Source organism: Micromonospora sp. LOL_013 (assembly GCF_048060315.1).
GTDB lineage: Bacteria > Actinomycetota > Actinomycetes > Mycobacteriales > Micromonosporaceae > Micromonospora_E.
Genome location: NZ_JBHMIQ010000067.1, coordinates 1 through 11,205, shown reverse-complemented (window position 1 = coordinate 11,205; position 11,205 = coordinate 1). Strand labels below are relative to the sequence as shown.

General features: G+C 71.2%; 13 protein-coding genes. 5 read left to right on the top strand and 8 right to left on the bottom strand.

Going from position 1 to position 11,205, the window contains the following annotated elements:
* The first annotated feature begins 385 nt into the window (after positions 1 to 385).
* The gene (locus ACFHWS_RS27940) at positions 386 to 763 is read left to right on the top strand and encodes an Mth938-like domain-containing protein (protein ID WP_416569516.1); all 378 of its coding nucleotides are present in this window, start codon (positions 386 to 388) and stop codon (positions 761 to 763) included.
* A 115-nt stretch (positions 764 to 878) separates the two neighbouring features.
* On the opposite strand, the gene ACFHWS_RS27935 is transcribed toward ACFHWS_RS27940, so the two are convergent.
* Genes ACFHWS_RS27935 through ACFHWS_RS27925 form a run of 3 tightly spaced genes read right to left on the bottom strand, consistent with a single transcriptional unit; the run spans position 879 to position 2,950 of the window.
* Positions 879 to 1,853 (bottom strand): aminoglycoside phosphotransferase family protein, encoded by a 975-nt coding sequence (locus tag ACFHWS_RS27935; protein WP_416569515.1) that lies wholly within the window; start codon positions 1,851 to 1,853, stop codon positions 879 to 881.
* Positions 1,854 to 1,859: 6 nt separating this feature from the next.
* Positions 1,860 to 2,057, bottom strand: coding sequence for a DUF397 domain-containing protein (locus ACFHWS_RS27930; protein ID WP_416554821.1), 198 nt, complete (start codon positions 2,055 to 2,057; stop codon positions 1,860 to 1,862).
* Positions 2,054 to 2,950: a helix-turn-helix domain-containing protein gene (locus ACFHWS_RS27925; RefSeq protein WP_416554819.1), complete on the bottom strand. Its 897-nt coding sequence runs from the start codon at positions 2,948 to 2,950 to the stop codon at positions 2,054 to 2,056. The genes ACFHWS_RS27930 and ACFHWS_RS27925 overlap by 4 nt, the downstream gene beginning before the upstream one ends.
* Before the next feature lie 121 nt (positions 2,951 to 3,071).
* Between ACFHWS_RS27925 and ACFHWS_RS27920 the strand changes: the two genes are divergently transcribed.
* On the top strand, positions 3,072 to 3,416 hold the full coding sequence (locus ACFHWS_RS27920) for a hypothetical protein (protein ID WP_416554817.1): 345 nt from the start codon (positions 3,072 to 3,074) through the stop codon (positions 3,414 to 3,416).
* 150 nt (positions 3,417 to 3,566) lie between these two features.
* On the opposite strand, the gene ACFHWS_RS27915 is transcribed toward ACFHWS_RS27920, so the two are convergent.
* Together ACFHWS_RS27915 and secG are read right to left on the bottom strand one after the other, a co-directional pair.
* Complete coding sequence (locus ACFHWS_RS27915) at positions 3,567 to 3,911, bottom strand: RNA polymerase-binding protein RbpA (protein ID WP_416554815.1); 345 nt, start codon at positions 3,909 to 3,911, stop codon at positions 3,567 to 3,569.
* A 142-nt stretch (positions 3,912 to 4,053) separates the two neighbouring features.
* The gene (gene secG / locus ACFHWS_RS27910; RefSeq protein WP_416554813.1) at positions 4,054 to 4,314 is read right to left on the bottom strand and encodes a preprotein translocase subunit SecG; all 261 of its coding nucleotides are present in this window, start codon (positions 4,312 to 4,314) and stop codon (positions 4,054 to 4,056) included.
* Positions 4,315 to 4,499: 185 nt separating this feature from the next.
* Between secG and ACFHWS_RS27905 the strand changes: the two genes are divergently transcribed.
* Both ACFHWS_RS27905 and ACFHWS_RS27900 read left to right on the top strand, forming a co-directional pair.
* Entirely contained in the window at positions 4,500 to 5,075 is a 576-nt protein-coding gene (locus tag ACFHWS_RS27905) for a vitamin K epoxide reductase family protein (protein WP_416569514.1), read from the top strand.
* Positions 5,072 to 6,682, top strand: coding sequence for a phytoene desaturase family protein (locus ACFHWS_RS27900; protein ID WP_416569513.1), 1,611 nt, complete (start codon positions 5,072 to 5,074; stop codon positions 6,680 to 6,682). The genes ACFHWS_RS27905 and ACFHWS_RS27900 overlap by 4 nt, the downstream gene beginning before the upstream one ends.
* Here ACFHWS_RS27900 and ACFHWS_RS27895 read toward each other — a convergent pair.
* Genes ACFHWS_RS27895 through ACFHWS_RS27885 form a run of 3 tightly spaced genes read right to left on the bottom strand, consistent with a single transcriptional unit; the run spans position 6,633 to position 10,428 of the window.
* The gene (locus ACFHWS_RS27895; RefSeq protein ID WP_416569512.1) at positions 6,633 to 8,000 is read right to left on the bottom strand and encodes a dihydrolipoyl dehydrogenase family protein; all 1,368 of its coding nucleotides are present in this window, start codon (positions 7,998 to 8,000) and stop codon (positions 6,633 to 6,635) included. The two genes, ACFHWS_RS27900 and ACFHWS_RS27895, sit on opposite strands and share 50 nt — an antisense overlap.
* Positions 7,997 to 8,800 carry a class I SAM-dependent methyltransferase gene (locus ACFHWS_RS27890; protein ID WP_416569517.1) on the bottom strand — a complete coding sequence of 268 codons (804 nt, stop codon included), beginning with the start codon at positions 8,798 to 8,800 and terminating at the stop codon, positions 7,997 to 7,999. Before ACFHWS_RS27890 ends, ACFHWS_RS27895 begins: the two co-directional genes overlap by 4 nt.
* 32 nt (positions 8,801 to 8,832) lie before the next feature.
* A complete protein-coding gene (locus ACFHWS_RS27885; RefSeq protein ID WP_416569511.1) occupies positions 8,833 to 10,428 on the bottom strand; it encodes a radical SAM protein in 1,596 nt (531 codons plus the stop codon).
* Between the two features lie 169 nt (positions 10,429 to 10,597).
* On the opposite strand from ACFHWS_RS27885, the gene ACFHWS_RS27880 reads away from it, so the two are divergent.
* Positions 10,598 to 11,131 carry a topology modulation protein gene (locus tag ACFHWS_RS27880; protein ID WP_416569510.1) on the top strand — a complete coding sequence of 178 codons (534 nt, stop codon included), beginning with the start codon at positions 10,598 to 10,600 and terminating at the stop codon, positions 11,129 to 11,131.
* The last annotated feature ends 74 nt before the right edge of the window (positions 11,132 to 11,205 follow it).

Sequence of the window (11,205 nt, the reverse complement as noted above, 5' to 3'; positions counted from 1 at the left end):
AGCCGATCACGTGATCGGCGACTCCCTCACGCCCGCCGCACCACCCAACACAGAAATGATCAACCAACATACAGCGGCAACCGCGTCGGTGGATCGAGGCTAAGGCCGGGTCACCGGAACATCGGTTTAGAGTCCCGACCGATCAGGGATGCTCGTTCTCGATGTGCTTGACGAGCTCATCATGTTCGTCGAGCTCATCGACCGACCGCCGCTGGTGTGAGCATCTCGCTACTGGCGGACCAGGAGGCGCTGGAGGACCATCGGTGTTCACCGTGGCGCGAGTCGAGATCGAGATCACCGCAGAGCCGGCTCGTGCCCGTTACGCGAAACCGCGCGGCAGCCGAATCCCTGTCGGCAGGCCGCGACGGCTAGAACGGAGATCGTGATGACCGACGCCGCGCAGCCCTCCCCCAGGGTGTTGGAGATCTCGTGGGGACAGATGGACGTCGAAGGCCTCGGAACCGGCAAGGACTTCATGCTCTACCCAGGCGGCGGCCGGGCCTGGGACTGGTCCGAGACCGAGACCCGGCACAGCCCAGGGATTCAACCGGAGGACGTCGAGGAACTGCTGCGCAACGGCGCGACCGCGATCGTCCTGTCCCGTGGGATGCAGCTCCAGCTTCAGATCGACCCGCGCACACTTGAGCTTCTCGACCGGCACGGCATCACGCCGTACGTCGCCGAGACGACGCAAGCGGTGCAGCACTACAACGAGATGGCCGCGACGCGGCCGGTGGGCGGCCTGTTCCACTCGACCTGCTGACCGGGCGCACCGCGCCCAACGTGGTCCACTACGCGCCATCGACCCGACACGCCGACAGCCTGTCAGACCACACGCATCCGATCAGCCCCAGTCGGCGGACGGACGGGCCCTCCGGTCAGCCCTCGCGCAGTAGGGCGTGGGCGATGGCTCGGTCGGGCGTGCTGTGCCACGCCGGGCCGCCGGCTCCGGACTCCCAGAGCAGGTTCTGCAGTACTCGGCCGAGCATCCAACCGACCGCCCGTTGCCGGTCGACACCCAGCATCTCGGTCATCAGGTCGAAGCGTCTGCGGACCGCACGGGGCACGTCGCCAGTGACGACCACGTCGTTCCACCGGTTGTGCAGGGCGGGAAGCAGCTCGAACGCAGGGTCTCCGGCGAGTGGTTTCGGGTCGATCGCAAGCCACGGCTCCCGAGCGCCGGACGCGGCCGGGGCGGACCCGGCCGACTCGGTCCGGGACGCGAGGACGTTGTCGTAGTGCAGATCCCAGTGCAGCAGCCGGTCACCGGCCTCCGGCAGCAGCTCCTCGACAGCCGCCGCGCACCGCCGGACCAGCGGATGGTCTGCGGCGGGTAGCCGTACCAGCGCCTGCGGCACCCGGTCGAGCATCCCGGCGGCGACATCGGCGAGGCGGCGTATGTCGGGCGGGGCGACCACCGAGGTCAGCCGGGCGAGCAGCTGGCTGAGGATCCGTAACGCGGCCAGGTCGTCGGGGACGACTGCCAGGGTACGGTCGGCATCGAGTCGTTCCAGCAGCATCGTGCCGGAGCTCGCGTCGTGCCGCAGGAGGCGTACCGCGCCGTCGCCGCCCCAGGCCCGCAGCGCCGCCGGCTCACCGACGGTCTCCTCGTCGATCGGCTGCAGCTCCAGCATCGCCGGTGACCCGTCGGCCTGCACGACGGGCAGCACCAGGGCGATCGCGCCGCAGCTCGATGGCCCGTCGCGACGCAGCCCCCAGCTGTCCATGATGGCCGTGGTCAGCTGCGGCAGCGCCGCGATCCAGGCCCGTCCTGCCTCGCCGAAGTACGTGGCGTGGGATACCGCCAGCTGCGCCGGAACCGCAAGGCCCGATCCGCTGGTGGCCGCGCTCACCGCAGTTCAGTGAGGGTCGGTGGCCTTGATGGTGGTGAGGAAGCCGGTCCAGGCGGCCGGGTCGAAGGCGAGCGCTGGGCCGCCGCGGTCCTTGGAGTCGCGTACGCCGATGGTGTCGGCACCGAGGCGGACCTCGACGCAGGCGGCGTTGTTCGCGCTGCGGGAGGACGTGTACCAGCCGCGTGCGGGGGTGTGCTCGGTCATGTCATCTCCTGGGCGACCTGGCGAATCAGGGCGAGGGACTCCTCGAAGCTTAACGCCCGCTCCAGGGTCTCCCCGAAGGTGATCGTGTAGTCGGCGACCCGGCTGGACTGGTCGATGATGTCGCTGGAGGTCAGCACCTCCTGCCAGACCAGGTCCGGCACCCGGGTCGACGGGAACGACAGGATCTGGAACGGCGCTCCGAGCGCCGGGTAGGCGCCGGCCGAGTACGGGATGATGTGCACCCGGATCTGCTCCGGATGGCGGGTCATCAGGTCGGCCAGGTGATCCAGCTGGGCGCGCATCACTTCGGGGCCGCCGACCTGCTGGCGGATCGCACCCTCACCGAAGATCGCGGTGATCCGCAACGGCGGGTCCTCGGCGAGCCGGCGCTGCCGGGCCATCCGTACCTCGATGCGTTGCTCGGTCTCGGTGAGCCGGACGTAGGTGTTGCCACCGCGCAGGATCGCGCGGGCGTACGCCTCGGTCTGCAACAGGCCGTCGATCAGTTCGCTCTGGTAGGTGCGGACGTGGTCGGCACCGGCCTCGTAGCCGAGGAAGCGCAGGAACTCGGCCGGGAAGAGCTGCTTGTACGTGTGCCACCAGGCGCGGGCCATCGCGCCGACCCGCAGCGCCTCCAGCTCGGCGGCCTCCTGGTCGTCGATCTCGTAGATCTTGACGAGCTGGGCGAGCCGGTCGGCGGGGAGTTTGACCTTGCCGATCTCCACTCCGGAGACGTACGCCTGGGTGATGCCGCTGCTGCGGCCGACGCCGACGGCGGTCATGCCGAGCTCCTCTCGGCGCTCGCGTAGCCGGATGCCGAGCTCCATGGCCTGCACGGTCGGCGACATGGCGGGGTTGGCGGGTGCCTTACGGGTCCTCGGTGCACGTGCCATCGGTGACCTCCCTCGCGATTGGATGGTGACCACGACATCACACCAGGTGATCATGAACAACACAATGGGTTGATATAAGCGAGTTTTAGCGCGATGCTTCGTTCACCTCAGCATCCGAACAATGATCAAGGAGGACACTGTGGCCGGACAACTGGCATGGGTGGACGGTGAGCAGCGTGAACGGTACGGATTCTCGCTGTGCCGGGTGGTTGACCCCGGTGGCACCGACGAACGCTACGACCTGCTCGGCGTCATCGAGGTCCCGTTCGACCAGCGCCACCCGGAGCGCGTCGCCGACCAGCTCCACCCGTGGGCGGTCGCCACCCTGCGGGCCGGCGGGTACGGCTTCGGCCACTACCTCGCCGAACTGACCGGCCTCGACGAGGACGGCGAACCGTGGCACCACATCCGCAACGAGAACATCAACTGGTCAGGCACAACAGTGCTGGTACCCGCCGCCGACTGACCCCATGCTGCGGTGGCGACGCAACCCTCGCCTGACGGACGGCAGCGGGATACTGGTGTCCGACGAAGGGATTCGCTCGGTCGAGGCCGATCCCGGGCGTAATGAGCCGGGTCAGCCTCCGGTGCGTCGGGAGTGGGGGTAGGCAGCCGGTCAGGACTCGCCGCGTCGGGCGCGGACCGCCGCGAGCGCCTCGGCGAGGATCGCCTCGGCGTCGGCGTCGCTGCGGCGCTCCTTCACGTACGCCAGGTGCGACTTGAACGGCTCGGTCCGTGGCCGGGCCGGCGGATTGTGCCGGTCCTGCCCGGCGGGCAGCCCGCAGCGCGGGCACTCCCAGGTTTCCGGGGCCGCCGCGTCCACGGCGAGACTGATCTCCACCGCGTGCGCGTTGGCGCACCAGTAGGTGGCCTGTCGGCGGGGTGCGGGTTCGGCCCGCTCGGTGGGCCGGGCCGGGCTGGCACCGACCCGGCTGCCCCGGATCGTGTTTGCACTCGCCATGTTTGTCGCTCCTGTCGTCGGGGAGGGGATGTCACCACCGGCACGAGGCGGTGGTGCGACGCCGGTGAAGCGGGCGTACCGAAAAGAAATGCGCGACCCGTATCAACAGGCCGCGCAAAATCTTACGACGAGATGCGACGGATCACACACCCGTACTCATCGCGACCTTCAGCCACAGGCCGAAGCCGACGATGCAGGCGAACCACACGATGCCGGTCAGCACGGTGTAGCGGTCGAGGTTCTTCTCGGCCACCGAGGATCCGGCCAGGCTGGTGCTCACGCCACCACCGAACATGCTGGACATGCCGCCGCCCTTGCCCTTGTGCAGCAGGATCAGCATGGTGAGTATGACGCTCGTAATCACCAGCAAAACGATCAATACGTAGGCGAACTCGATCGGCATGGCAGTGGTCAGTCCTCTCATCACGGTCGCCGGCTCGCGAAGCGGGGCGAACCGGACAAACCCGAGTGGGCCGACACCCGGGCCACCCCAGGATAGCGGGCCGGCTCGATCCATGCCGACCGGCTCCGACCCGTCTCCGCAGCCATCCACCCGTGTGGTCCGCCGCGAGAAGGGTAGCCGACCGGATGAGACGACAGGGACAGCCCGCCGAGCGGATTCGGGGCCGACCCACCGGCGTCGGCCGGACGCCGGACCGGGCAGCCGAGCGGATCAGCGACGACCTACGCCTGGCCGACACGCCGACGCTGCGGCGACGGCGGTGGTCGGCCGGGCTGACCCTGCTCGCGGCCGGCGCCTACGCGGTGGTCGCCACCTACCAGTACGGCCTGGTGCGGCACCTGCCGGAGCCGGCGCTGCCCTGGCTGGACGCCGACCGGGTGGACGCCAGCGGCGAGGCGTACGCCGCCGGACACACCCCGGATACCGCCCTCGCGCTGGCCAACGCCGGCGTCACCCTCGCCCTGATCGGGACGGGCGACGCCGAGCGGGCGACCCGCCAGCCGTGGCGGCCGCTGCTCGCTGCCGGCAAGGCGGCCGGTGACGCGGCCGCCGGGGCCTGGCTGTTCGCCGAACAGCTCAGCCGGCACCGCCGAATCTGCAGCTGGTGCACCCTGGCCGCCGCCGCGACGACTGCGGCGGCGGTGCTCACCGTGCCGGAAGCCACCCGGGCGTGGCGGCACCTCCGCGGCCGCTCGGCATGAGGGTCCGGCAGCGGCGCGCCCGCCGGGTCGTCGTGGTCGGCGGCGGCCACAACGGTTTGGTCGCCGCCTGCTACCTGGCCCGCAGCGGCTGGCGGACGCAGGTGCTGGAGCAGTCCGACAAGCTGGGCGGCGGTGCCCGGACCGAAGAACTGCTGCCGGGTCACCATTTCAACACCCACTCCGCGGCGCACAACATCATCAACGCCACCGGCATCGTCGAGGATTTGCGGCTGCGTGACGCCGGGCTGGTATACCGCGAGATGGACCCGTTCTCCGTCGCGGCGTTCCGCGACGGCACGATCGTCCGGTTCCACCGCAGCGTCGCGGCCACCGTCGAGTCGATCGCCGAGGTCGACCGGCGGGCCGCGCGGCGGTACGCGGCCTGGATGCGCCAGGCTTGGCCGATCGTCTCCGCGATGCGGACCATGCTGGACCCCGGCACCGGCGTGACGCAGCGACTACGGCGGATGCCGAGCCTGCTCGCAGCGGGTGGCCTGGCGGTCGCCCGCAACGGCGGGCCGGTCGGGCTGGCCCGTACCCTGCTGGCACCGTACGGGCGGGTGCTGCGGGAACAGTTCGACACCGAGCTGGTCCGGGCACCGGTGGCGGCGTTCGCCGCGCACGCCTCCGCGTCGCCACAGCAGATCGGCGGGGCCACCTTCGCGTTCTGGCAGGCGTTCTACCACCAGGTCGGTCAGTGGCATCCGGTCGGCGGGTCGCAGGCGTTGACCGACGCGCTCGCCACCCGGCTGGCCAGCTACGGCGGCAGTTGGCGGGTGCACTCGCCGGTGGCCCGGATTCTGCGCACCGGGCCCGGCACCGACCGGGTCGCCGGGGTCGAGCTGGCCGACGGTACGCGGATCACCGCCGACGCGGTGCTCACCGCCATCGACCCGCGCACCGCCCTGCTCGACCTGCTGGATCCACCGCTGACCGGCCCGGTCGCCGACCGGCTGCGGGCCGCCGGGCGCGGGAACGCCGTACAGGGCCTGGTCCTGCTGGCCACGACCGGGCTGCCCGGCTACCCGCAGGCCCGGCCCGGCGACTGGAACGGACTGCAGTCCTACGTCGACAGCCTCGACTCGCTGTCCGCCGGATTCGCCCAGGCCGAGGCCGGTCATCTGCCGGACGACCCGGTGCCGACATACGCGTTCACGCCGTCGGCGCTGGACGACAGCCTCACCCCGCCCGGCCGGCACACTGTCTACCTGGCCTGCCCATGCGCCCCGTACGAGGTGCGGGGCGGTTGGGACGCCGCCCGGGAGGAGTTCGCCGACCGGATGATCGCCGCCGTCGAGGCGCGGGCACCCGGGTTCGCCGCCAGCGTCGTCGACCGGGTGACGCACACCCCGGCCGACATGGCCCGGCAACTGCGCTGGCCGGGCGCGCACCCGATGCATCTGGACATCAGCCTGGACCAGCTGGCGATACTGCGTCCGACCCCGGACCTTGCCGGCCACCGCACCCCGCTGCCCGGGCTGGTGGTGTCCGGGGCGGGCACCGCACCGGTCGGTGGCATCGCCGGCCTGCCCGGCCGCGACGCGGCGTACGCGCTGATCACCCGGCCGCCCGCGCGGGGCGGGCCCGCCGGCCGCCGATGGCCGTGACGAACTGGGCGGCGGCCAGCTGAATCCCGTACGACCAGGTGGGGTAGGCGTGGGTGGCCTGGGCGAGGCGACCGGCGAACATGCCGGTGGCCATCGCCAGCGCCGGTTCGTGGATCATCTCGCCGGCCCGCCCGGCGACGACGGTCGCCCCGAGGATCCGGCCGCCGCCGAGATTGCCCAGCAGCCGGCGCGGCCCGGCGACCAGGGTGACGAACCCGTCGGTCGCGTCGGCGGTGACCGCCCGGTCCATCTCCGTCATCGGCAGGTACGCCACCCGGCCGCCCCGGCCGACCGACTGTGCCTCGGTCAGCCCGACCCGGGCCACCTCGGGGTCGGTGAAGACCACCCACGGCGTGGCGGACGGATCGTAGCGCTGCCGCCGACGCGACAGCGCGTTGCCGGCGGCGATCCGCCCCATGGCGAACGCGGCGTGGGTGACCGGCATCCGGCCGGTGACGTCCCCTGCGGCGTACCCACCGGGCGCGGTCGTGGCGAGGCGGTCGTCGGTGACCACGTGCCCCCGGTCGTCGACGGCGATCCCGGCGGACGGCAGGTCGAGCCCGTCGGTGGTCGGCCGGCGGCCCGTCGCGACCAACAGCCGGTCGCCATGGACCTGGTTGCCGCCGGCCAGCCGCAGCGCCACGCCGCCGACGTGTTCGCCCGCTTCGACGACCTGCGCGCCCAGGCACAGCGTGATCCCTTCGCGGGCGAACACGTCGGCGATCACCGTCGAGACCGCCGGCTCGTGGCCGGGCAGCAGCCGGTCGGCGACCTCGACGACGGTCACCCGGGTGCCGAACCGGGCGTACGCCTGGGCGAGTTCGCAGCCGACCGGGCCGCCGCCGAGCACGATCAGCGACCCGGGTGCCGCGGCGAGGTCGAAGACCGTCTCGGTGGTCAGGTACGGGACCTCGGTCAGCCCGGGCACCGACGGGACCGCCGGGGCGGCCCCGGTGGCGACGATGTAGCGGCGGGCGGTCAGCACGGTGCCGTCGACGTCGATCCGCCCCGGCGCGACGAACCGGGCCCGACCCCGGCGGACCTCGATGCCCTCGGCGTGCAGCGCGGCGGCGTCCTCGGTGGCGGCGATCCGCGCGATCACCGATCGCATCCGTCGTACGGCGTCGTCGAACGGCAGTCCCCGACCGGCCGCCTCGATCAGCGTCTTCGACGGGACGCAGCCGGTGAACGTGCAGTCGCCGCCGGGCGGCCCGTCGGTGACCAGCAGCACCCGGGCACCGGCGCCGGCGGCGGCGCGGGCCGCACCGAGACCGGCCGCACCGCCGCCGATCACCACCAGGTCGTGTCCGCCGGTCACGGTCTGGCCGCCACCAGCAGGCCGTACCCGATGATCTGCTCGGCGATCGCCGCCCGGGCGGCGGCCAGCACCGCCGGGGCCCGGGTGAAGTCCAGCCCGGCCGCCTCGGCCCGGTCGCGGGCGGTCATCCGGACCAGCGTCAGCCGGGCCTCGATCTGCTCCAGCATGGCGGCGACCGCGGCGTCGTGGCGTTGCGTGTACGTCACCCGCAGCCCGGCGGCGGCCAGCAGGTCGGCGTACTCGGCCAGCGGGCGGGCGTCGGCGACGCAGGCGATCCAGCCGCCGAGCCCGGCGAGTTCGGCCGGCAGCCGGGCCTGGTCGACGGTGACGTCGGTGAGGCCGAGCCGCCCACCGGGCCGCAGCACCCGGGCGAACTCGACGGCGGCGGTGACCTTGTCGGGGAAGGTGCAGAAGGCGCATTCGCAGACCACCGCATCGAAGGCCGCGTCCGGCACCGGCAGCCGCTCGGCGTCGCCGAGCCGAAACCGCACCGATCCGCGGGCACCGGCCGTCACGGTCGCGGCAGCCGCCTGCGTCGCGGCGGAGACGTTGGCCGCCGACAGGTCGACGCCGGTGACATCGGCTTTGTACGACTGGGCCAGCAGCAACGCGGTGGCGCCGCGCCCGCTGGCCACGTCGAGCACCGCCGCGCCGGGACGCAGCGCGAGCCGGTCGGCGAGCCGCCGGGTCAACGCCAGACCGCCCGGGTGGTACGACTCGCCGAGCAGCAACGCGACGACGTCGGAGCCGTACGCGGCGGCGCAGCACGCCTTCGCCTCGGTCCTCGCCTCAGCGGCCACAGCGGGGCCGTCCACCGGACCGGTGGGGCCGGTCACCGGACCCGCCGGCCGACGTTGGTGGTGTCCGGGGCGATTCGGCCGGTGCCGGTGCGTCCACCGGGCCGGGCCACCTTCGATCCGTACGGCGAATCGGTGAGCACCGGCTGCAGCGGCAGCGCGTTGGGCACCACGTCGGCCACCGCGACCCCGGACAGCTGCTCGCGGACCTGTTCCCGGTAGCCGACCGAGTTGTACGCGCAAAACGGGATCATCCGTCCGTCCGGGGTGATTTCTTCGACGCAGCATTTCATCAGCTGTTTGACGTTGAGCGTGTACGGGTCCTGGAAGTCCTGAATGACGATCATGAAGGCCCGGTCGGTGATGTCGGCGATCGCTGCCGGCAGGTTGATTCCGCAGGCGTCGGCGCAGTCCAGCGCCGTCGCGGCGGCCGCCAGCTGCTCGCTGGTGGTCCCGGTGCCCATGAACGCCGACGCCGACCACAGCTTCTCCAACGCCTCGCGGATCGCCAGGTCCGGCAGCACCCGGTTGGCGACGTAGTCGAGGTAGTCGGCGACGTTGAGCAGCCGTGGGATCGGCACCACCCCGAAGCCGGGCTCGCCAGGGGTGCCCTCGCTCAGCAGGTAGGTGATGGACCGGCAGGTCGGGAAGCAGCACGGCACCGGGAAGAAGTCCGACGCGGTGAACCAGTCAGGGCGCTGCGCCACGATGCCGTGGATGATGTCGGAGTTGGTCAGCCGGTGCAACGGGTCGAACTCGACGTGCCGTCCAGCGTGGGTGACCGGCTGGAACGACACCGACCGTACGGCGGGATGCGCCAGCCCGTACTCGATGATCGCGCCGAGTTCGTGGTCGTTGAGCCCGCGCTCGACTGCGGCGACCAGGGTGACGGTCAGCCCGGCGTCGGCGCAGTTGTCCAGCGCCCGCCGCTTGATCTCGCGCAGGTCACGGCCGCGGATCGCCTGGTGGGTGCGCTCGTCGAAGCCGTCGAACTGCAGGTAGATGTTGATCGCCCGGTCCGGGCTGTGCCGCCGGCCGAGTTCGGCGACGAACCGCTTGTCGGAAGCGAGCCGGATGCCGTTGGTGTTGAGGTTGACCGCCTTGATCGGCCGGGCCTGGGCGGCGTCCACGAACTCCAGAATCTGCTTGTGGATGGTGGGTTCCCCGCCGGAGAACATCACCACTTCGGGTTCGCCTTCGGCGGCGACGAACGTGTCGAGCATCCGTTCGCACTGGTCGAGGGTGATCGAGTAGCCGTCGGGCTGGTGGCCGGAGTCGGCGAAGCAGATCGGGCAGTCCAGGTTGCAGCCGGTGTTGACCTCAATGATGCCGAGGCAGGCGTGCTGTTTGTGCTCGGGGCAGAGCCCGCAGTCGCTGGGGCAGCCGTCGACCACGTCGGTCTGGAACATCAGCGGGATCGTGCCGGGCTTGTTGAACCGGGCCGAGTCGAGGTACATCTGCGCGTCGCCGTAGACCAACGCCTCGAACTGCCCGTGCTCACGGCAGCGTTTCCGCAGGTAGACCTTATCGTCGCGGATGTTGACCTGGGCGTCGACGACGACCTTGCACACCGGGCAGATCGACTTGGTGTACTCGATGAAGATCTCGTCGCGGTCCTGTTTGTCGGTCATCGGGCTCCCTCGCGGCACGATGGATCCTCGGGCGACCAGTCCACCATCACCGACCGCAGGTCGGCAAGCACCCACCGCCGCAGGGCTGGCAGCCGGCCAGGCCAAGCGAGACGAGCGCCTCGCCCGGTTCCAGCTCTCCGCCCAACTCGGCCCCTACTCTTGAGGGTCCATGGACAGGATCGCCATCATCGGCTGTGGCGGCAGCGGCAAGTCGACGATCGCCCGGCAACTCGCCCAGGTCCTCGACGCGCCGCTGACTCACCTCGACGCGATCTACTACGACGAACAGTGGAACCCACTCCCGCAACACGAGTTCGCCGCCAAGCAGGAAAAACTCGTCACCGGCGAACGCTGGATCATCGAAGGCGACTACGCCGGCACCCTGCCGATCCGGCTCGCCGCCGCCGACACCGTGATCTTCCTCGACCTCCCCGCCGCCACCTGCCTCTGGGGCATCGCCCAGCGACGCCGCCGCTACCAGGGCGGCCAACATCAGACCGACGGCGTATACGACCGGATCACCTGGAACTTTGTCCGCTACATCCTCGGCTACCGACGCGCTATGCGGCCCCGCGTCCAGAACCTCATTCGAGAACACGGGCCGCACGTCCGGCTCATCTCACTCACCAGCCGCCGACAAGCCAACCAACTGGTCGACCGGCTCCGACGACAAGCCCAACCGTTGACTTCGTCCCCGCCCTGAAGGAACGGGGATTCCCTTGGTCGCGCTCGGGGGTTCCTGTTTCACCGACGACCGCCCCGTCCGAGAGGAGAACT

Excerpts from the sequence above, each read along its gene's own strand:
- ACFHWS_RS27885 (WP_416569511.1), bottom strand. The coding sequence starts at position 10,428 with ATGACCGACAAACAGGACCGCGACGAGATCTTCATCGAGTACACCAAG.
- ACFHWS_RS27930 (WP_416554821.1), bottom strand. The coding sequence starts at position 2,057 with ATGACCGAGCACACCCCCGCACGCGGCTGGTACACGTCCTCCCGCAGC.
- ACFHWS_RS27915 (WP_416554815.1), bottom strand. The coding sequence starts at position 3,911 with ATGGCGAGTGCAAACACGATCCGGGGCAGCCGGGTCGGTGCCAGCCCG.
- secG (WP_416554813.1), bottom strand. The coding sequence starts at position 4,314 with ATGCCGATCGAGTTCGCCTACGTATTGATCGTTTTGCTGGTGATTACG.
- ACFHWS_RS27940 (WP_416569516.1), top strand. The coding sequence starts at position 386 with ATGACCGACGCCGCGCAGCCCTCCCCCAGGGTGTTGGAGATCTCGTGG.
- ACFHWS_RS27905 (WP_416569514.1), top strand. The coding sequence starts at position 4,500 with ATGAGACGACAGGGACAGCCCGCCGAGCGGATTCGGGGCCGACCCACC.
- ACFHWS_RS27900 (WP_416569513.1), top strand. The coding sequence starts at position 5,072 with ATGAGGGTCCGGCAGCGGCGCGCCCGCCGGGTCGTCGTGGTCGGCGGC.
- ACFHWS_RS27880 (WP_416569510.1), top strand. The coding sequence starts at position 10,598 with ATGGACAGGATCGCCATCATCGGCTGTGGCGGCAGCGGCAAGTCGACG.
- ACFHWS_RS27925 (WP_416554819.1), bottom strand. The coding sequence starts at position 2,950 with ATGGCACGTGCACCGAGGACCCGTAAGGCACCCGCCAACCCCGCCATG.
- ACFHWS_RS27920 (WP_416554817.1), top strand. The coding sequence starts at position 3,072 with ATGATCAAGGAGGACACTGTGGCCGGACAACTGGCATGGGTGGACGGT.